At 46.0% G+C, this 18,943-nt stretch carries 21 protein-coding genes; 10 read left to right on the forward strand and 11 right to left on the reverse strand.

Going from position 1 to position 18,943, the window contains the following annotated elements; genetic code table 11:
* Positions 1–4 precede the first annotated feature (4 nt).
* The 10 genes from jag to rpoD all read left to right on the forward strand — a co-directional run bounded on the left by jag (position 5) and on the right by rpoD (position 6,333).
* Entirely contained in the window at positions 5–670 is a 666-nt protein-coding gene (gene jag / locus CTN_RS05120) for an RNA-binding cell elongation regulator Jag/EloR (protein ID WP_015919525.1), read from the forward strand.
* Complete coding sequence (locus tag CTN_RS05125; RefSeq protein ID WP_015919526.1) at positions 648–992, forward strand: cupin domain-containing protein; 345 nt, start codon at positions 648–650, stop codon at positions 990–992. The genes jag and CTN_RS05125 overlap by 23 nt, the downstream gene beginning before the upstream one ends.
* Before the next feature lie 126 nt (positions 993–1,118).
* A complete protein-coding gene (rplU, locus tag CTN_RS05130) occupies positions 1,119–1,433 on the forward strand; it encodes a 50S ribosomal protein L21 (RefSeq protein ID WP_038067462.1) in 315 nt (104 codons plus the stop codon).
* Complete coding sequence (locus tag CTN_RS05135; RefSeq protein WP_015919528.1) at positions 1,430–1,714, forward strand: ribosomal-processing cysteine protease Prp; 285 nt, start codon at positions 1,430–1,432, stop codon at positions 1,712–1,714. The genes rplU and CTN_RS05135 overlap by 4 nt, the downstream gene beginning before the upstream one ends.
* Entirely contained in the window at positions 1,704–1,955 is a 252-nt protein-coding gene (gene rpmA, locus CTN_RS05140; protein WP_015919529.1) for a 50S ribosomal protein L27, read from the forward strand. The genes CTN_RS05135 and rpmA overlap by 11 nt, the downstream gene beginning before the upstream one ends.
* Positions 1,945–2,511, forward strand: a complete 567-nt coding sequence (locus tag CTN_RS05145) for an ECF transporter S component (RefSeq protein ID WP_015919530.1) — start codon at positions 1,945–1,947, stop codon at positions 2,509–2,511. Before rpmA ends, CTN_RS05145 begins: the two co-directional genes overlap by 11 nt.
* The gene (rplM, locus tag CTN_RS05150; RefSeq protein ID WP_038067470.1) at positions 2,504–2,953 is read left to right on the forward strand and encodes a 50S ribosomal protein L13; all 450 of its coding nucleotides are present in this window, start codon (positions 2,504–2,506) and stop codon (positions 2,951–2,953) included. The genes CTN_RS05145 and rplM overlap by 8 nt, the downstream gene beginning before the upstream one ends.
* Positions 2,954–2,968: 15 nt before the next feature.
* On the forward strand, positions 2,969–3,373 hold the full coding sequence (gene rpsI, locus CTN_RS05155; protein WP_015919532.1) for a 30S ribosomal protein S9: 405 nt from the start codon (positions 2,969–2,971) through the stop codon (positions 3,371–3,373).
* A 79-nt stretch (positions 3,374–3,452) separates the two neighbouring features.
* On the forward strand, positions 3,453–5,150 hold the full coding sequence (gene dnaG, locus CTN_RS05160) for a DNA primase (RefSeq protein ID WP_038067551.1): 1,698 nt from the start codon (positions 3,453–3,455) through the stop codon (positions 5,148–5,150).
* Between the two features lie 4 nt (positions 5,151–5,154).
* Entirely contained in the window at positions 5,155–6,333 is a 1,179-nt protein-coding gene (rpoD, locus tag CTN_RS05165; protein WP_015919534.1) for an RNA polymerase sigma factor RpoD, read from the forward strand.
* An 8-nt stretch (positions 6,334–6,341) separates the two neighbouring features.
* Here the strand turns inward: rpoD and mfd are convergent, their stop codons facing one another.
* From mfd to CTN_RS05220, 11 genes are read right to left on the reverse strand one after another with little or no spacing between them, the layout of a single operon-like run.
* Positions 6,342–9,029: a transcription-repair coupling factor gene (gene mfd / locus CTN_RS05170; protein WP_015919535.1), complete on the reverse strand. Its 2,688-nt coding sequence runs from the start codon at positions 9,027–9,029 to the stop codon at positions 6,342–6,344.
* Positions 9,022–9,444 (reverse strand): tetratricopeptide repeat protein, encoded by a 423-nt coding sequence (locus CTN_RS05175; protein ID WP_015919536.1) that lies wholly within the window; start codon positions 9,442–9,444, stop codon positions 9,022–9,024. The genes mfd and CTN_RS05175 overlap by 8 nt, the downstream gene beginning before the upstream one ends.
* Positions 9,431–11,017 carry an NHL repeat-containing protein gene (locus CTN_RS05180; RefSeq protein WP_015919537.1) on the reverse strand — a complete coding sequence of 529 codons (1,587 nt, stop codon included), beginning with the start codon at positions 11,015–11,017 and terminating at the stop codon, positions 9,431–9,433. Before CTN_RS05180 ends, CTN_RS05175 begins: the two co-directional genes overlap by 14 nt.
* Positions 11,018–11,021: 4 nt before the next feature.
* Positions 11,022–11,612 (reverse strand): glycerol-3-phosphate 1-O-acyltransferase PlsY, encoded by a 591-nt coding sequence (gene plsY, locus CTN_RS05185; RefSeq protein WP_015919538.1) that lies wholly within the window; start codon positions 11,610–11,612, stop codon positions 11,022–11,024.
* 4 nt (positions 11,613–11,616) lie between these two features.
* Complete coding sequence (gene der / locus CTN_RS05190) at positions 11,617–12,936, reverse strand: ribosome biogenesis GTPase Der (RefSeq protein ID WP_015919539.1); 1,320 nt, start codon at positions 12,934–12,936, stop codon at positions 11,617–11,619.
* 3 nt (positions 12,937–12,939) lie between these two features.
* On the reverse strand, positions 12,940–14,568 hold the full coding sequence (locus CTN_RS05195) for a 30S ribosomal protein S1 (RefSeq protein ID WP_038067475.1): 1,629 nt from the start codon (positions 14,566–14,568) through the stop codon (positions 12,940–12,942).
* A complete protein-coding gene (ispH, locus tag CTN_RS05200) occupies positions 14,543–15,382 on the reverse strand; it encodes a 4-hydroxy-3-methylbut-2-enyl diphosphate reductase (RefSeq protein WP_015919541.1) in 840 nt (279 codons plus the stop codon). The genes CTN_RS05195 and ispH overlap by 26 nt, the downstream gene beginning before the upstream one ends.
* Positions 15,379–16,041, reverse strand: coding sequence for a (d)CMP kinase (cmk, locus tag CTN_RS05205; RefSeq protein WP_015919542.1), 663 nt, complete (start codon positions 16,039–16,041; stop codon positions 15,379–15,381). Before cmk ends, ispH begins: the two co-directional genes overlap by 4 nt.
* A 1-nt stretch (position 16,042) precedes the next feature.
* Positions 16,043–16,375 (reverse strand): STAS domain-containing protein, encoded by a 333-nt coding sequence (locus CTN_RS05210; RefSeq protein ID WP_038067478.1) that lies wholly within the window; start codon positions 16,373–16,375, stop codon positions 16,043–16,045.
* A 1-nt stretch (position 16,376) separates the two neighbouring features.
* Positions 16,377–18,116 carry an aspartate--tRNA ligase gene (gene aspS / locus CTN_RS05215; protein WP_015919544.1) on the reverse strand — a complete coding sequence of 580 codons (1,740 nt, stop codon included), beginning with the start codon at positions 18,114–18,116 and terminating at the stop codon, positions 16,377–16,379.
* Positions 18,110–18,820, reverse strand: coding sequence for an eIF2B alpha/beta/delta subunit family protein (locus tag CTN_RS05220; protein ID WP_015919545.1), 711 nt, complete (start codon positions 18,818–18,820; stop codon positions 18,110–18,112). Before CTN_RS05220 ends, aspS begins: the two co-directional genes overlap by 7 nt.
* Positions 18,821–18,943 lie beyond the last annotated feature (123 nt).

Genomic DNA, 18,943 nt, shown 5'->3' on the forward strand with positions numbered 1-18,943 from the left:
TTAGATGAAAAAGGTCATCGAAAGAGCTCCTTCTGTAAACGAAGCCATTGAGAAGGTGGTCAAAAGGTACGGACTCGAAGAAAACGAGTACACGGTGAACGTTCTGGAAAAAGGCTTTCAGGGCATATTCGGGCTCTTTTCAAAGGAGGCCGTCGTTGAGGTTTCAATCAAAAAGTCCTATTTTGAAAGGAGATTGAGAGAGTTTTTGGAAGACATACTGAGTGTGGTGGATAATAACGTCAAAGTTTCTGTGAGATCTTCTGGAAGGAGTTTCTTTGTTGACGTGGACAGTGAAAACGTGGGAAGGTTGATAGGAAAACATGGAAAAACACTGGGTGCTCTTCAGCACATCACGATGATTTTTCTGAACAGACTGAGTGATACGAAACTGAACGTGATCCTCGACATGGGAGATTACAGGGAAAAGAGGAGGAAATCGCTTGAAAAGATAGTTGAAGAGGCGGTGAAGAAGGCCCTTTCGGAGAAGACGAAAGTGATGCTCGATCCCATGTTTGCCTTCGAGAGGAGACAGGTTCACAAACTGGTTAAGAAATACAAGGGAGTTACGAGTTACTCGGTGGGAGTGGAGCCTTACAGACGGGTTGTTATAGAGTACGTCGGAACAAAGAGGGAGGGAAGAAGAAGACATGATATTAAAGAGAGCATATGATGTCGCTCCCCAGGAGATCTCCACAGACAGTGTAAAAGGTGTTCAAAAGCGAGTTTTGATAGGTCTTAAGGAAGCGAGAAATTTCGTCATGAGGCTCTTCACAGTGAAGCCATCTGGCGTTATAGAAAGACACACACATCCCTGGGAGCATGAAATATTCGTTCTGAAGGGAAAGTTGACGGTTCTGGATGAGAAAGGTGAAAAAGTGGTGGAAGAAGGGCACTGCATCTATGTGGAACCCAATGAGGTTCATGGATTCAGAAACGACACGGACAGCGATGTGGAGTTTCTCTGTTTGATACCCAAAGAAGGCGGAGAGTAATTCTTTTTTAAAGAACACGAAAAAAAAGAGTAGTAAAATACTCCTCTGGCGCTTGAAGTGCGTCGAAAATCCCTTTTTGGGTACGTACTTCAGCGCCTGTATACCAGCGGATGGGAGGTGAAGGTTTTGTACGCCATCGTGGAGACGGCAGGAAGGCAGTACAAAGTGGAGGAAGGAAAGATCCTTTACACCGAAAAGCAGACGGAGTACGCACCTGGAGACGAGATCGTTTTTGACAGAGTGGTACTTCTCAGAAAGGACAACGAAGTGCTCGTGGGAAAACCCTATGTTGAAGGTGCTAGGGTCGTTGGAAAGGTGCTCGAACACGCCAAAGCCAGAAAGGTGAAAACGGTGAAGTACAGACCCAGGAAAAACAGCAAGGTGGAAAAAGGACACAGGCAGTGGTATACTGCCATCAAGATCGAAAAGATTGAGGTATGATAGAAGTAACCATCACCGATACTTTCTTCGAAGTGAAAGGCCATGCATCGAACGAAGTTGCCTGTGCGTCCGTGAGTGTCCTCACTCAGCATGTGGCGAACTTCTTGAAGGAAGAAAAGGTTGCCAGAATAGAGAAAGGATCGGGTTATCTGAAAGTGGAATTTGAAAAACTGGAACCGTGTGAAGTAAAGGTACTCGCAGCGATGGTGAGATCTTTGAGAGAACTGGAGAAGAAGTTTCCTTCCCAGATTAAAGTGGAGGTGATTCTGAATGGCGCATAAAAAGAGTGGCGGTGTTGCAAAGAACGGCAGAGACAGTCTTCCAAAGTATCTTGGGGTTAAAGTGGGAGACGGGCAATTCGTAAAAGCAGGGAACATACTTGTGAGGCAGAGGGGTACAAGGTTTCACCCAGGAAAGAACGTCGGAATGGGAAGAGATTTCACGCTCTTTGCTCTGAAGGATGGTAGGGTGAAGTTCGAACAGAAAAACAACAAAAAGTATGTGAGCGTCTATGAGGAGTGAAAGGGTGAACAGCATAAAGCGTATCTCCTTTGTTGGGGTGTTTTCTGCCCTTGCAACACTCATGATGTTTCTGGAATTTCCCATATTTCCACAGGCAAGTTTTTTGAAATACGATCCCAGTGAGATCCCAGCACTCATTGTGAGTTTTCTGCTGGGACCAAAGGTGGGTATGCTTGTAATCTTGATCAAGGATATTCTGTTCTTTCTGGTGAAATCCGGTGATCCTGTGGGAATAGCGATGAACGCAGTCTTGGGAATGTCCTTTGTTGGACTGGCTGGACTCATTTACCACAGAAATAAAAGCAAGATAACGGCCATAAAGGGAATGACCATAGCCACTCTATTCACAACAGGATTTGCGCTTGGTTTGAACGCGTTGATCGTTCCACTGTACTTCAAGGCTCCTTTCGATTTGTACTTGAAGTTTTTTCCGTTCATTCTGGCTTTCAATCTCGTGAAGTTCGGGGTTGACTCGATGGTTACTTTCTTCGTCTACAAGAAGGTTTCGAGTATTTTCAAGTTAGAAATAGTAGAAGGGAGGAACAGCAATGGCTAGATACTTTCCCGTTCAAAAAACGACGATGGTGAAACCTGAAGAAGTGGAGAGAAAATGGTACGTCGTCGACGCTTCCGGAAAGGTTCTTGGAAGGTTGGCGACACGTATAGCAAAGATTTTGATGGGGAAACACAAACCAACTTACACTCCCCACGTTGACACAGGAGATTATGTGATCGTTGTGAACGCAGACAAAGTGGTGCTCACAGGCAAGAAGTTGGATCAGAAAGTGTACTACTGGCACTCCGGATACCCTGGTGGTCTCAAATCGATGACCGCAAGGCAGATGCTCCAGAAGCATCCAGAAAGACTCATATGGCTTGCGGTCAAGAGGATGCTTCCAAAGAACAAGATGGGCAGAAGGATGCTCAGAAGGCTCAAAGTGTACGCGTCTTCCGAACATCCTCATCAGGCTCAGAAACCAGAACCCATTGAATTGTGATGAGGAGGGAATAGAATGGCCAGTGTTATCGGATATTACGGAACGGGAAGAAGAAAGACTGCGGTTGCAAGAGTTTACCTGAGGCCTGGTGATGGAAAGGTCAAAGTGAACGGAAAAGAGTACGAAAGTTTGAATGACTATTTCAAAAACATCGCCTGGACGAAGCACGCCATAGAACCTCTTGAGGTGACGAACACCATTGGAAAATTCGATCTTGTGATCAGAGTAAACGGTGGAGGTCTTTCTGGACAGGCCGGTGCTGTGAGACTGGGTATAGCCCGTGCTCTGCTTCAGTACGATGAAAACCTGAAACCTGTTCTCAAAAAGTACAAGATGCTCACAAGAGATCCGAGAGAAGTCGAGAGAAAGAAGTACGGTTTGAAGAAAGCAAGAAGGGCACCACAGTTCTCCAAGAGATGATCTCCTGGAAAAGAAAGCAACTCGGGGGGTCCGGTTGCCCCGGACCTCTCTTTTTCTCTGCATTCCAGGGAGTGAGAGTGTGATTCCTCGAGAGGTGATCGAGGAGATAAAGGAAAAGGTTGACATCGTTGAAGTGGTTTCAGAGTACGTGAATCTCACAAGGGTTGGTTCCTCGTATCGGGCACTCTGTCCCTTTCATGCAGAAACGAATCCTTCCTTTTATGTCCACCCGGGTTTGAAGATATACCATTGTTTTGGATGCGGTGCAAGTGGAGACGTCATCAAGTTCATTCAGGAAATGGAGGGAATAACCTTTCAGGAAGCTCTGGAAAGGCTTGCAAGAAGGGCTGGTGTAGATCTTTCCGCGTACAGATCAACTGGAAGTTCTGATTACGCCAAATACGTTCATCTGTACGAGAGGGTCTGGAAGAGATATGTTGACGAACTCAAAAGATCACACCAGGCAAAGGAGTATCTGTTGTCCAGAGGGTTCACCGAGGAAGAAATGGAGAACTACGGATTCGGTTACGTTCCTGAAGGCTCGGAAATAGCTGTTGAAGTCGGAAAAGAGTTGAATCTGAAGGAAGACGAAGTGGTGAAGTACGGGCTGGCCTTGAAGAAGGGAAACAGGCTGGTCGATAGATTCGAAGGGAGGTTGATCGTTCCAATAAAAAACGACAGGGGACAGATCGTTGCCTTCGGAGGTCGTTTGTTGGGAGACGGTGAACCAAAGTACCTGAACTCTCCAGATACCAGATACTTCTCCAAGAAAAAGACACTGTTTCTCTTCGATGAGGCAAAAAAGGTGGCGAAAGATGTTGGTTTTTTCGTTGTAACTGAGGGATATTTCGATGCCCTGGCGTTCAGAAGAGACGGTATACCAACCGCGGTGGCAGTTCTGGGAGCAAGTCTTTCGCGCGAGGCCATACTGAAAATTTCTGCATATTCAAAGAACGTGATCTTGTGTTTCGACAACGACAGGGCAGGTCTCAGAGCCACTTTGAAATCTCTAGAAGATCTTCTGGAATACGAGTTCAACGTTTTGATAGCAACACCTGATCCCTACAAGGATCCGGATGAGCTCTTTCAAAAAGAAGGAAGAGGGTCTCTCAAAGATATGCTCAAAAAATCTGTTTCTTTTGAGTATTTCCTGACAAAGGCGGGAGAAGTTTTTTTCGATAAGGGTAGTCCTGCAGGTATGAGGTCCTATCTTTCCTTCCTGAAAAGATGGGTCCAGAGGATGAGAAGAAAGGGATACCTCAAGAATATAGACAATCTCGTGAAAGAGGTTTCCAGTTCGACTCAAATACCAGAAAACCAGATCTTGAACTTTTTCGAAAGCGATAGGTCTAATAATGTGCCTGTTCAAGAGGCAAAGGTGCAAAAGGTCTACGACGAAGGAAAAGGGCTTGCCTATCTGTTCTTGAACTACGAGAACTTCAGAGAAAGGATACTAGAACTCGACCTGGATGTTCTGGAAGATCACAATGCAAAAGAGTTCTTCAAGAGAGTATCTTCGATTGAGAACATAAACGAAGCAATAGAGACACTTCCGAAAGAGATGAAGGACTGGATCTTCAGAGTCCTGGAAGAAGTTCCCCCTCCAAAGGATCCGGAAAAGTTCTTTTGCGATCTCTCCGAGAGATTGAAAACTCGTCAGTTGAAGAAACGCCTGGAGGAGATAGAAAAGTTGATAAAACAGAGTGTCGATGAGGAGGAAAAGCGCATCCTCTTGAACATGAAGTTGGACCTTTTGAGAAAGATCAAGGGGAGGTGAAAGTATGGCGGAAAAGAAGGAAGCAATCATGAAAGATGAACAGATCACTGAAAATGAACAGGAAAAGAAGTTCCCACCCCAGATAGAAAAGCGGATAAAGAAACTCATAAACCAGGGAAAGAAGAAAGGATACATCACCTATGAAGACATAGACAAGGCGTTTCCTCCAAATTACGAGGAGTTCGATACGAACCTGATAGAAAAGATATACGAAGAACTTGAAAAGCACGGAATAAACATAGTCGAGAGTGATTCAGAAGAGGAAACAGAAACTTCCACAGAAGAACTTGAAGAACTCCTTGAAAAGGAATCACCCGAAATACACGACGCCAGCAACGTGAGGGATTCCATAAAGATGTACCTCAAAGAAATTGGCAAGATACCGCTTCTCACACCGGCTCAGGAAAGAGAACTTGCAAGACGAGCTCAAATGGGTGACAAGAAGGCCAAGGAAAAGCTCATAACGTCGAATTTGAGGCTAGTTGTCAGCATCGCAAAGCGTTACATGGGTCGTGGACTTTCTTTCCAGGATCTGATACAGGAAGGAAACATCGGACTTCTCAAAGCGGTGGAAAAATTCGACTGGAGGAAGGGTTACAAGTTCAGCACGTACGCTACCTGGTGGATCCGACAGGCTATTACAAGGGCAATAGCAGACCAGGCAAGAACTATCAGAATCCCTGTTCACATGGTTGAAACGATAAACAAGTTGAACAGGCTGAGAAGAGAATACTACCAGAAATACGGAGAGGAACCATCTGTGGAGGAACTTGCCAAGATGATGGGGAAACCACCAGAAAAGATAAAGGAGATACTCGAAGCGGCAAAAGAAACCATTTCGCTCGAGTCTCCGATTGGTGAAGATGAAGACTCCTCTATAGAAGATTTCGTGGCGGACGAATCGGTGCCTTCTCCAAAGAAAGAGGCCATGAGGATGCTCATGCGCGAAGAACTGGAAAAAGTTCTGAAAACCCTCAGTCCAAGAGAAGCCATGGTTCTCAGGATGAGGTATGGTCTGCTCGATGGGAAGCCAAAAACACTGGAAGAAGTGGGACAGTATTTCAACGTCACAAGGGAAAGGATCAGACAGATCGAAGTCAAGGCCCTTCGAAAGTTGAGACATCCTTCAAGAAGCAAATACTTGAAATCTCTGCTTTCATTGATGGATGAAAACGAAGGGTGAGCGAAAGCTCACCCTTCATTTTTCAAAATCTTCAGAAGATACTCTATCGGATCACCCCTTTTGTACAGGACGACAGTACCGGATCTTGGATTGTACCCTGGATGTTTCAAAAGTGGAGAATTTTTACCCGGAAGGAGTTCCACCATGAAGTGGTCGAATCTGATTTTTCTTATACCCAGTTTTGATGCTCTTATTCTTATTCTGAAGTAATCCAGAAGCAGTTTCACCTCTTCTGGCGGCTCTCCGAATCGATCCCTCATTTCTTCCAGTATCTCTTCTATTTCCCCCTCTTCAGAAGCGGACGCAAGTCTTCTGTACATTCTCAGTCTTTCCACGGGGTTTGAAATGTAATCCTCAGGTATGAAGAACCTGCCTGGAGGATTTTCTATCTCAATTTGAACGGTGTGCTTTCTCTCTACCCGTTTTTTCTTCACCTTTGTCACAGTTTCCCTCAGGATTTCGTTGTACAGTTTCAAACCAATGGAGATGATGTTTCCGTGCTGCTCCAGTCCCAGAACATCTCCGATACCCCGCATCTCCATGTCTTTCATGGCAATCTGCAGACCACTGCCTGGACCTGTGTGTGCCTTGAGCACCCTGAGTCTTTCCAGAGCACTTTTTGGAACCCCTTTTGGATACAGAAAGTACGCGAAAGCCCTCCTATCACTCCTTCCCACCCTTCCCCTGAGCTGATAGAGCTGGGCAAGACCGTACCTGTGAGCATCGTCGACGATCAGCGTGTTGGCGTTCGGTATATCAACGCCGTTTTCGATGATCGTTGTACACAAAAGAACGTCGATGTTTCCACTGTAGAACTCATGAACGACCTTTTCCATGACTCTTCTGGACATCTTACCGTGTGCCATTGCTATTCTGAGTTCTGGAAACATCCTCTTCAGGTTTTCGAGCACCTCTGGAAGTTCTTCCACCCTGTTGTGGACGTAGATCACCTGTCCTCCTCTGTTCACCTCTCTCACGACGGCCCCTTTCACCAGTTCTTCGTTGTATTCAGCAATGTAAACGTGCACAGGTTTTCGACCAGGTGGAGGAGCGTTTATCACAGAAAGGTCCTTCATCCCGGAGAGCGCCATGTGGAGCGTTCGCGGAATTGGCGTGGCACTCAGGGAGAGAACGTTCACAGAAAGTCTCATCTTTTTGAATTTTTCTTTCTGTTCAACACCGAACTTTTGTTCCTCGTCGATGATGACGAGTCCAAGATCTGAAAATTCCACTCTTTCGTTCAAAAGAGCATGCGTTCCTATTACGACGTCTATTTCACCCTTTTTCAGTCCTTCCAGTATCTCTTTTCTTTCCCGCAGCGTTCTGGAACTGTCGAGAAGTTCAACTCTAACACCGAAAGGCTCGAGTCTTTCTTTGAAGTTCTCATAGTGCTGTCTGGCAAGCACAGTGGTGGGAACAAGTACTGCCACCTGTTTCCCGGATACCACAGCGCGAAAGGCAGCACGAAGTGCCACTTCCGTTTTGCCCACTCCAGCATCACCACATAACAGTCTGTCCATGGGTTTCTCCGATGACAGGTCAGTCAGAACTTCTTCTATGCATTTCTGCTGGTCAGGGGTTTCTATGTATGGAAAGGTTTCCGCGAATTTTTCTTCCAGTTCGGGATCACCGGGAAGTAGTGTTCCTCTCACTTCTTCTCTCTTCAGGTAAAGTTCAACGAGTTCTCGTACCCTTTTTTCGATGTCTTCCCGTACTTTTTTCAGCGTTCTCTTCCATCTTCCCCTGTTCAATCTGTCGAGTTTTACCTGAGATGGGTCACCTATGTATCTGTGTACCCTGTCAATTTTTTCAACTGGAACATAAAGAACCGCATCTTCGTACTTCAGTTTTAGATAGTCCCGCTCTCCAAGAACACTCTTCAATCTGATCATGCCTTCGAAGATGGCGATTCCGTGTTCTTTGTGAACGACGAGTTCTCCCTCTTCTATTTCGTCGATGTCCACCAGGGGAAGCGATCTCTCCTCGATACCAGAAGAGACGGTTGCACCGGCGGATGTCTTCTCCACGTTTTTCAGAACTCTTTCCAGGACACCTTCATCGAAGAACAGATCGTATTTTTCCTTTAATAGGTCTTTCAACTCTTTTCTTATCTTTCGGTATTCCGTCAGGGCTTTCTCCAGATTCTCACAGGTGAAACGTACATCCTTTACAAAGTCGAGCAGTGAACTGTCTCCGTATTCATCGAGAAAGGGTAGAATATAAACCTCGTCGACTTTCTGGAAAGATCTCTGAGTGGAAACATCGAAGAATCTGATGTCTTCCACGACTTCTCCAAAGAGTTCTATCCTCACGGGAAAGTCGTATCCTGGAGAGAAGATGTCCAGGATTCCACCTCTGATGGAGAACTCCCCCGGCATTTGAACGGTGAAGGTCCTTTCGTATCCCATTTCCACGAACCTTTCGGGGGAAAGATAGAACGAAGCAGAACGTCTGACTTCGATGGTTCTTTCCTTCAAAGATTCCGGTGAGAAAATCTTTTCGGTAAGGGCTTTCAGGGTGGTGACGATTTTTAGATTTTCACCTTTGAGAAGCCTCCAGAGGATCTCCATCCTCTTCTTTTTCACTTCAGGTGATAGAGGAACATCTTCGAGAGGCAGGTTGTCTCTCGAGGGATAGAAGAGATATCCTTCTAGATGTATCTCTCTTTCATTTGGAACCAGAAGTATTTCAACCATCTTTCAACAGATCTTTCACGAGTTTCCTTTCATCATCACTGAGACCCTCAAAAGGATTGGGAAGGTTGAGTTTTACCCTGCACAGGGCCTTCACGATTTTCAACTTCGGGTCCTTTAAACCGAGATTCTCTGCTTTTTTCAACAGGTTCAGCGCTTCAAAATACTTTCCCATCTGATAATAGGTACACCCCATGTTGAACAGAGCTTCTGCGCTCTTTGGATTTATCTCCATAGCCCTTTTATAGCTTTCCATGGCTTTTGCCAGGAGATTCTTTCTCCTGTATATGTTTCCGATGTTGATCCACACTTCAGCAGATGGTTCTTTCTCAACCAGTTTCAAGAACTTTTCCAGGGCGCTATCCAGTTTTCCGCTCTTCATATCGAGGTACGCTTCTTCGAACTCATTTGAGTTCAAGTTCTATCACCTTCTTTGTGACATAAACGGTGTCCGAATAGTTCATCTCAGGTGTTCTGAAGGCCGCAGAGATGGGGATGATTTCCTCAGTGATGGGTTTGACGTAGGAAAAGCTGAACACCCAGAGGTTGTGATTCAGAAAGTGTGGCGTCCCCACTCCTCCACCCGACCTGTAGCAAAACTCCTTCAGTCCAGGTGGTGCATCGGGCGTGGAGTGGAGTTTGACGTTTTTCAGTTTCAGAACGGCGAGTTGTTCGTTTGAAAAGTTCGTATCGGGTGGCACCAGCACGCAGTATCCTTTTCTGTCGTTCATCCGGTATATCTTTTCTGAAAGAAATTCCTCATCACTTATGTAGAATGTATACTCCCTCGTTTTGTAGGACACCTCAAAAGGAACTCGACCGCGTGCTTCAAGTAAATCTGAAAAGAGATGAACAAGGTCTATATCTCTCCCAAAGGCATTTTCCACTCTCGCATAGAGGAGCATCCTGTCAGTTGTGAATTCAAAAGAATCAATGTGTACGAATATCGGCTCTGAGGATTTCAGGATACTGATCTCTATCCTGTGGTTCTGCCAGTCCATTCCAAAAAGATAGGGATAGTCGTATTCTATGTTCACATACTGAGGAACTGATCTGATCTTCAGGAGTTTTCTTCCGTCGAAGTGGTAGATCGTTCCAAACTGGTCGAGTAAAAGGTACGATCCATCGTAGAACATCTCAAAAGAACGTGTTGGAACGGGAAGGGAGATCCTTTGCTGTTCTCCACCGTCAACGTTTGTCACTATGAGAGAGTTGCTCCAGGTATCAAGAACTATTACCCGATTTCTGTAAACTTCTGCATCCGTGATCAGTGGATTGCCACCGAGTGGTATTTCATCAAAACCGCTGTTTTTCATCAGAACTATCCTGTTTACATCAGCCAGCACGAACTCTCCTGAGTCCAGAATCCCTGCTCCAATAGGATGAAGAAACGATCCTATCTTTTCCTCGTTCCGGTAGACATCCCCATTTTCTGAGATCAGAAAGATGTTTCCTTCTCTGTCCACGAAAGCCTGCTCTGGTCGAAACGAAAGATTCTTCACTCTGTAAGTATATCCATCGGTTTCTATCAAACGGCTGTTCGGTGGATCGACGACGTAGATGGTTTTTCCCAGAACGGCTACATCTGTTGGGGAAAAGAAATATTCAACTCCATTTTTGAATCCATCCAGAGTACGAAGGGTTTTCATATAGAAGGAACCTGTTTTTTTGCCCTGAAGGATGAATTCGAGGTTGTGAACAAGCGAAAGAACTTCCGGCTGATCTGGAACAACAACAAGAAGATTCTTCAGATCTTCATAGGCCTCTCTGACACGCCCGGTTTCTATCATCAACTTCGCCCTCAAATACCAGAACTCCGCCAGATCCTCTGCCGGAACAGGCTTGTAGAAGATCTCCTCCATCTTCTGCAAGGCGGAGTCCACATTTCCCTTTGCCCATTCCACTATCGTCTCTGAGAACATTTCCCTGACACTCTGTGGAAAGACAGCAAGAGTTATGAGTAAGAAAAAAAGAACGATGTGTTTTTTCACGGTTTCACCTCTTGAAGAGGGTCACCTTTCTTTCTGTTCCAGAGAGGAGTCTCTGTATGTTCTCCGAGTGACGAAGGGTTGACAGAACGGCGAGTATCAGGATCAACATACCGGCGTCGTAACCCTTCAAGAGATACCCCAGGAGTGCAGAAGTGTAAAGTCCAATGAGAGATCCAAGGGAAGCGTAACCGGTGATCATCACCACGAAGAACCAAACGAGGGAAAACACAACTCCCGTGGGCCATGACAGATAGAAGATGACACCGAGCGTTGAGGCAACGCCCTTTCCTCCCTTAAACTTCATGAAGACAGGAAAGTCGTGACCAAGGACGGTCAAAATCGCCGTCAGGGAAACAAGTTTTGGATTCCCGGAAATATACCCTGCCAGGAAGGCGGGGAAAAATCCTTTCAAAGCATCAAGCAAAAGGCAGAGTCCACCAACCACAGGTCCTGTTGTTCTGATCGCGTTCGTTGCCCCTACGTTCCCACTTCCGACTTTTCTCACGTCCACACCCTTGAGCCACTTTGGAATCAGGTAACTGAAGGGAATCGATCCTATCAGATATCCAAGCAGGGGAAGAACCCACCATTCCACGCTATCACCTGCTCTTTTTGAATTTCAGGAATATGGGGGATCCCTCAAACGGGAACACGTATTCTCTGATCAACCTTCTCAGAAAGACTTTCTGTGGTTCTTTGATCTTTTCTGTGTTGTTCACGAAGAACAGAAAGGTGGGTGGTTTTATGTCAACCTGGAGCCCAAAGAAGATCTTAAGACCGCGCGGCAGGTTGGTGAACGCCAGTACCTTCTGAAGAGCAGAGTTCAGGGCACTGGAAGGTACTTTGGTCGTGTAGGAAGAGTACGCCAGGTTGATGGCATCGATTATCTTTTCCACTCCCCATCCTTTGTCCGCAGAAGTGAATATCAGAGGACTGTAGTCAACAAAGTAAAGTTTTTCCCTGAAGAGTTTTGTGAATTCATCGTATCTCTTCTCACGATGTTCCACCAGGTCCCATTTGTTGAACACAACAACGCTCGCTTTTCCCTTTCTTTCAACCAGACCCGCTATTCTCTGATCCTGTCTTGTGATACCCTGTGTGGCATCGAGAACGATGACGGCGACATCTGCTCTCTCTATACTCTCAACAACTCTGTACGTACTGTACCTTTCCACAGTTTTTGGTTCTATTCTTGACTTCCTTCTGAGCCCTGCCGTGTCCACGAAGATGTATTTTTTTCCATCGATGAACACTTCGTCATCCACGGGATCTCTGGTGGTTCCGGGAATTGGTGAAACCAGTGCCCGTTCTTTGTTCAAAATTGCGTTGAAAAGAGTGGATTTTCCAACGTTCGGACGTCCAACGATGGCGATCTTTATCGCTTCGGTTATCTCTGGTTTCGTTTCTAGATCCAGGCCCTTTTCCTCCAGTTTCTGAATGATCTTTTCCATCAGTGTATCGAGGTTGATACTGTGTTCGGCCGAGACAGGTATGGGATCCCCGAATCCCAGTCTGTAGAGTTCTGGTTTTATCTCCCTTTCAAACCTGCGCTGATTCTCCGTTTTGTTTGCCACCAGAATAACATCCACTCCCGATTTCCTGAGAAAATCGGCAAGGGACTCGTCTTCTTTCGTTATACCGTTTTTTCCATCGACGACGAACAGAACAAGGTCCGCTTCCCTGATCATGTTCAGGGTCACTTCTTTCATCTTCTTCGAGATCACGTCCTGTGGGTTGTCGAACACACCACACGTGTCAACCAGTCTGAAGGTTTTTCCGTACCATTCCACAGTATCTTGAACGGGGTCACGAGTGACCCCTTCTTCATCCTCAACGATCGCCTTTCTCTTTCTCACCAGTTTGTTGAAAAGAGTAGACTTTCCAACGTTGGGTTTTCCAACAATCAAAACGGTTGCCATACTTCACTCTCCATTCTTCAACAGGTCACCAAGCGATTTCTGATAACTTTCTTCTTCCACCTTTTTCTTGTACTCCTCTATGTTCATCCTCTCTTCAAATCTTTTTTCGCTCAGGATCATTCTTCCACCGAATATCTCATCTGGATCGATCCTGAGAACAACAAGGTTGAGCAACTTTCCTTCCTCAGGTTCACTGACAAGGTGGTTGTTCGGCACAAAACCTTCCACGTCGTATTCTTCGACCTGAACGATCACACCCGAGTTCACAACCTTTTTCACGGTTCCCCTGACTATCGAATCTTTTTCCAACTCTTCCAGGGCACGTTTCCACGGGTTCTCCTGAGTCCTCTTTATACTCAGAGAAAGCCTTCTGTTTTCTTTGTCCAGGTTCATTATCTTCACTTTCACCTTTTCGCCCACTTTAACGACCTCTTCCGGACTGTCGACCCTCTTCCAGGAAAGTTCAGAGATGGGGACAAAACCTTCAATTCCTTCCTCAAGTTCGACGAACACACCCTGTCTTATGATGGAAATGACCCTTCCTGCCACCGTGTTTCCAACGTGGTATCTGTCTTCGATGTTCTCCCATGGATCTCCCTTTGCCTTTCTGTAGCTGAGGGTGAGCTTTCTGTTTTCTCTGTCCACGTTGATTACTTCAACTTTTACGAGATCACCAACTTTTACAACATCTTCCAGGTTCTTTCGGCTGTTTCCCCAGAAGACTTCCGAACGTGGAACAAGCCCTTCCACCCCAGGCTCGAGCCTCACAAAGAAACCGAACGGATGTATGGACGTGACTTCACCGCTCACAACTTTTCCAACGGGGTATTTTTCCTCCACTTTGTTCCAGGGATCAGGCATGAGTTGTTTCAGGCTGAGAACCACACTTCTTCTGTCTTTGTCCAGTTCGATGATCTTTGCTGTAACTTTCTGACCAACCTGCACCACATCTTCAGGGGTGATTCTTGTGTCATAGCTGAGCTCACTTCTTGGAATGAAACCTCTTATTCCGTCTGAAACTTCAACTTCAATCCCCGAAGGATTGATTCTTCTCACCGTGCATTCCACCACGTCTCCTGTTTTCTTTTCGGAGAAGAACTCATCTACTTTTCGCTCCTGTATGGCCTTTCTCGAGACCACGATTCTTGTTCCCCTGCGTGTATGAGCCATGTCCAATATGAGAACCTCTATCTCTTCTCTGGGGAAGGGTTCTTCTCTTTTCAGCAGAGAGTGCGATCCTGGCAAGAAGGCTGGCACCACTCCCTTTAACACCACGTTGTATCCACCTTTTGCCTGCGAAACGATTCGTGCTTTAACCGGTTTTCCTTCTTCGTAGAGTTTTCTCAATTCTTCCATTGTTTTTCTGAAGATGGGTCTTTTCTCTGAGAGTGTGGATCTTTCCTCGTAGTTCAGGTTCAATATTTGAAGGGTGAGTTCCTCCCCTATTTTGTAATCGTCCATCGGTCTTATCAGCTCACCCTCTGGAACGAAGCCTTCACTTTTTCCACCAAAATCCACTACGATACCGTCCTCTTCCTTTCCGATGACCGTTCCTTTCACTATCTGACCCCTTCTGAACTCACCGGGTTCATACTGATTGAGAATTTCATCGTTGAATTCCATTGGTTCCATAGTACTTCCCCTCCATCTCTTCCAGTTTTCTAACAACGTTCTCTATCAAGGAAACAGGTGTGGAAGTTCCACTGAACACACACACCGTACCATATTTTACTACGTCTTCTGGTATTTCGTCGGGGGACTCCACCCAAATGGCTCTGGAATTTCTGGATGCAAGACGGAACAGTTTTCCTGTGTTAGAACTGTGTTTTCCCCCGACCACTACGGAAAGATCGCAGATTTTCGAAAGTTCTTTCACTTCCCTTTCCCGTTCTACAGTCACAGGGCATATTGTGTTCAGATAGATGGCCTTTTCGAAGTTGTTCATTTTGATCATCTCTGAGACGAATTCCCTGTATTCATCCAGAGAGGAGGTGGTTTGGGACAGGAAAACCACGTTCTTTTCTTCTGTTTTGAAGGGCTTCTTAGTTACGATCGCGGGAGCGTATCCCATCAGAGCCACCATCTCGGGATGATCCCTTTTTCCAAACACTATGAGCTTTCCTCTGGAAGAATACTCTCTGGCTGTCCTGAAAAGTTGAAAGACAATAGGACAGGTGAGATCCACAACTTCTGGGTAAATCTTTCTCAATTTTTCAAGCTTTTCTTCCGGGATTCCATGGGCTCTTACAACGAAGACGTCTCCGTCGGTGGGATCGGAGGAGATCTTCAAGCCCTTTTTCAACAGATCTTCCATTACCTGCCTGTTGTGAACGATCTCACCGTCTGTTACAACCCTTTTTCCTTCATTCAGAAGGTTTTCAACGGTTCTTATAGCCCTTTCCACTCCAAAGCAAAAACCGACGTTCTTTGCAACGATGATCTTCAAGCCTTCATCCTCTCCTCGACGAGTTTCAGTATTTTCTGAAGAACTTCGTTCACACTCATGCTGGTTGTGTCGATGACCACGGCATCTTCCGCTGGTTTGAGTGGAGCAATTTTCCTGCTGGAATCCTGTGTGTCCCTTGAGATCAATTCCCTTTCAACCTCTTCCCTGCTGACGTTCAAACCTTTTTTCTGATATTCTCTGAGTTTCCTTTCGATGCGAGCCTCCAGGGAGGCTGTGAGAAAAATCTTGAGCTGAGCATCTGGCAAAACGACGGTTCCGATATCCCTTCCTTCAACTACTATGTTTTTGTCATCACAGATCTCTCGCTGTATTCTGACGAGGTGCTCTCTCACAAGATCGAGCTTTGCAAAATCTGAAGCAAGAATACCCGCTTCTGGACTCTGAATCTTTTCCGTGTAATCTTTTCCGTTGATGAACACCCTTCCATCTCTGTAATCCACTTTCACATCTTTGAGAGCCTTTTCCAGTTCCTCTCTGGGTGAGGAGGGATTCAGTCCTTTTTCTTTCAGGTAGACAGCAACAGCGCGGTAAGTGGCTCCCGTGTTCAGATGTTCAAAGCCCAGCCTCTCTGCCAGGAGTTTTGCGATGGTGGACTTTCCCGAGGCTGCTGGTCCGTCTATTGCTATCTGAAACCCCATCCTACACCTCCTCCGTGGTGTCGACGATCTTGAAAATCTTGTCCAGGTGTGTGAGTTTGAAGATTCTCAGAATGCTCTCCTTCAGAGAACTGAGAATGAATTCCTTTCCATTGATCTTGGCATCCTTCAAGATGACGACCAGAGTACCAAGACCTGCACTGTCCATGTAGGAGACGGAAGAAAGGTCCAGAACGATCTTCTTTTTGTCTGTCGATGAGACAAGGTTTCTCAACTGCTCTTTCAACTCTGAGGAATTGTACGCATCGATTTCTCCATGAACCTTCACGATTATCTTGTCTTCCTGCTCTATCTTTTCCAGTTTCAGGCCTTCCACACTATCCCTCCTCAACACGGATTCTGAGTTCTCTAAGTTGTTTTTCATCGACCGATGAAGGTGCCCCTGTCAGAAGACACACACCGTTTCCTGTCTTCGGAAACGGAATGACCTCTCTTATGGAGTTTTCTCCAGCGATGATGGCCACCAGCCTGTCCAGTCCAAATGCGATTCCACCGTGTGGAGGAACACCGTATTTGAACGCTTCGAGGAAAAATCCAAACTTCTCCCGGGCTTCTTCTTCTCTCATTCCAAGTAGTTTGAAGATCTTTTCCTGTATCTCTCTTTTGTGTATCCTTATGCTTCCTCCTCCTACCTCGTATCCGTTTATAACGATGTCGTAGGCTTTTGCCTTTACCTTCGTATGATCATCACCGAGGGTTTCTTCAACCGGCATGGTGAATGGATGATGCCTTGCCACGAACCTTTCTTCTTCTTCGCTCCACTCGAAGTATGGAAAATCGACCACCCAGAGGATGTCGAATCCCTTTGCCAGGTGTGAAAAGTACTCTTTTCCTATTTCCAGTCTGAGTGTTCCAAGGGCTTCATTGAGGAGGTTTCTATCCTTATGGGCAGCTATCAGACAAACGTCCCCTTCCTTCAGATTCTCCTTTTCTACTATCGTTTTGAACTCCCTTTCGAGATGCTTCAGGTGTGGTGAAACGATCTTTTCTTCCACTTTGAACCAGATGAGCCCTCCAAGTCCGAGTTCTTTTGCCCTCTCCATCAACTCGTCACCTTTTTTTCTTGTCATCTCAGAAGCGAACTCTGGAACGACGAATCCCTTTACACTTCCTCCCTCTTCCAGAACGCTTCTTATCACCCTGAAGGTGGTCCCTTCGAAGGCGTATCCCAGATCTCTCAGTTCCATGCCGTACCTTCTGTCGGGCTTGTCCGTTCCGTACTTTTCCATCGCCTCGCTGTATGTTATTCTGTCAAACGGTGTTTTCAGATCCATTCCGATGGCTTCTCTGAACACCCGGGCGATCATACCTTCGCTCACTGAAAGAACGTCCTCTACATCAACAAAAGACATCTCCACATCGACCTGGGTGAACTCTGGTTGTCTGTCCGCTCTTAAGTCCTCGTCTCTGAAACACCTGACTATTTGAAAGTACCTGTCGAAACCAGATATCATCAGAAGCTGCTTGAAAAGCTGTGGAGATTGTGGAAGAGCATAGAATTTCCCTGGTCTGAGGCGGGAGGGAACCAGAAAGTCCCGCGCTCCCTCCGGTGTGCTCTTCGTGAGAAAGGGTGTTTCTATCTCCAGGAAACCCAGTTCATCGAAATATCTTCTGATCACCCTTGTGATGTTGTATCTCAGAATTATGTTGTCCCTCATTCGTTTCGACCTCAGATCTATGTACCGGTACCTGAGTCTCATCTCTTCTTTCGGTGTTTCGTTGGGATAGAAGGGAAGAGGTTCCGCTTTGGAGAGGATTTCTATTCTTTCGGCGACAACTTCTATCTCACCGGTTGCTATGTTTGGATTTTCCGTGCCTTCTGGTCTTCTCCGTACGGTTCCTTCGACCAGAACAACGGACTCCCGTGTGAGTTCGTCCACCGTTTCGTAGGCTTTGCTGTTCACATCGCACACGATCTGTGTTTCACCGTATCTATCCCTCAGATCGATGAATCGAACCCCTCCAAGGTCCCTTATTCTGTCCACCCATCCACAGAGTTTCACTTTCTTTCCTTCGTCCTCTACTCTGAGTTCGCCACAGGTATGAGTTCTCAACATGCTGTCCCTCCCTCTGGATCTGTTATTATCGCAGTTATCAACTCAGATGGAATCACCTCGAACAGATCTGTCTCTTTCAGGGATCTTGAACCGAACTTGAAAGGATCTGCCACCACCAGAAAGGGCTTTTTCTGCTCTCTGCACAGAATCGCAAGCGTGGTTGATCCCACTTTGTTCAGAACATTTCCTGCTTCATCGACATAATCGGCTCCGACAAGGCACAGATCCACTTCTTTTAGGGTTCTATACGCCATAAGGTCTTCGATGAGTTCGACCTTCAAGCCTTCCCTTCTCAAAGATTCTACCAGTATCCTTCCTTCGCTTCCAGGCCGCGATTCCAGAACGTGAACACAGACTGGTTTCGCCCTGATGAAGGTTTGTTTTAGAGTCTTGCTGTTGCTCAGTGTTATTATCCTTTTTCCTCTGCAAAAAGAAGACGCGTATTCGACTGTGCGCTCCAGTGCTTTTTTTAAAAGGCGACGAAACTCCGATAGTTCTTTCTTTGGTGGATTTGCTTTCAGAAAACGCGCCAGTTTTTCCAGAACCGCCATGGGTTTTTCATCACAGAAAAGGTCTATATCCCTTATCACCTCATCCATGTTCAGAGATTCGAAATTGTTCTCGATGAAGTTGATCAGACGTTCTGCTACTTCCTGCGATCCTTCTGTTTTCATCTGGCTCAAAAATTCCCGTACCCTGTGCACTCCGGTACCACCTCACATAAGTATTGTATCCCAATTTCCTTCCGTTCCAAATAAGTAGTTGTAATCGGTGTTTTTCTGGTGTTTTCGGAAATTTTCAGAAATTATCTGGAAATAAATTGAGAA

Origin of the sequence: Thermotoga neapolitana DSM 4359 (assembly GCF_000018945.1) — a bacterium.
GTDB lineage: Bacteria > Thermotogota > Thermotogae > Thermotogales > Thermotogaceae > Thermotoga > Thermotoga neapolitana.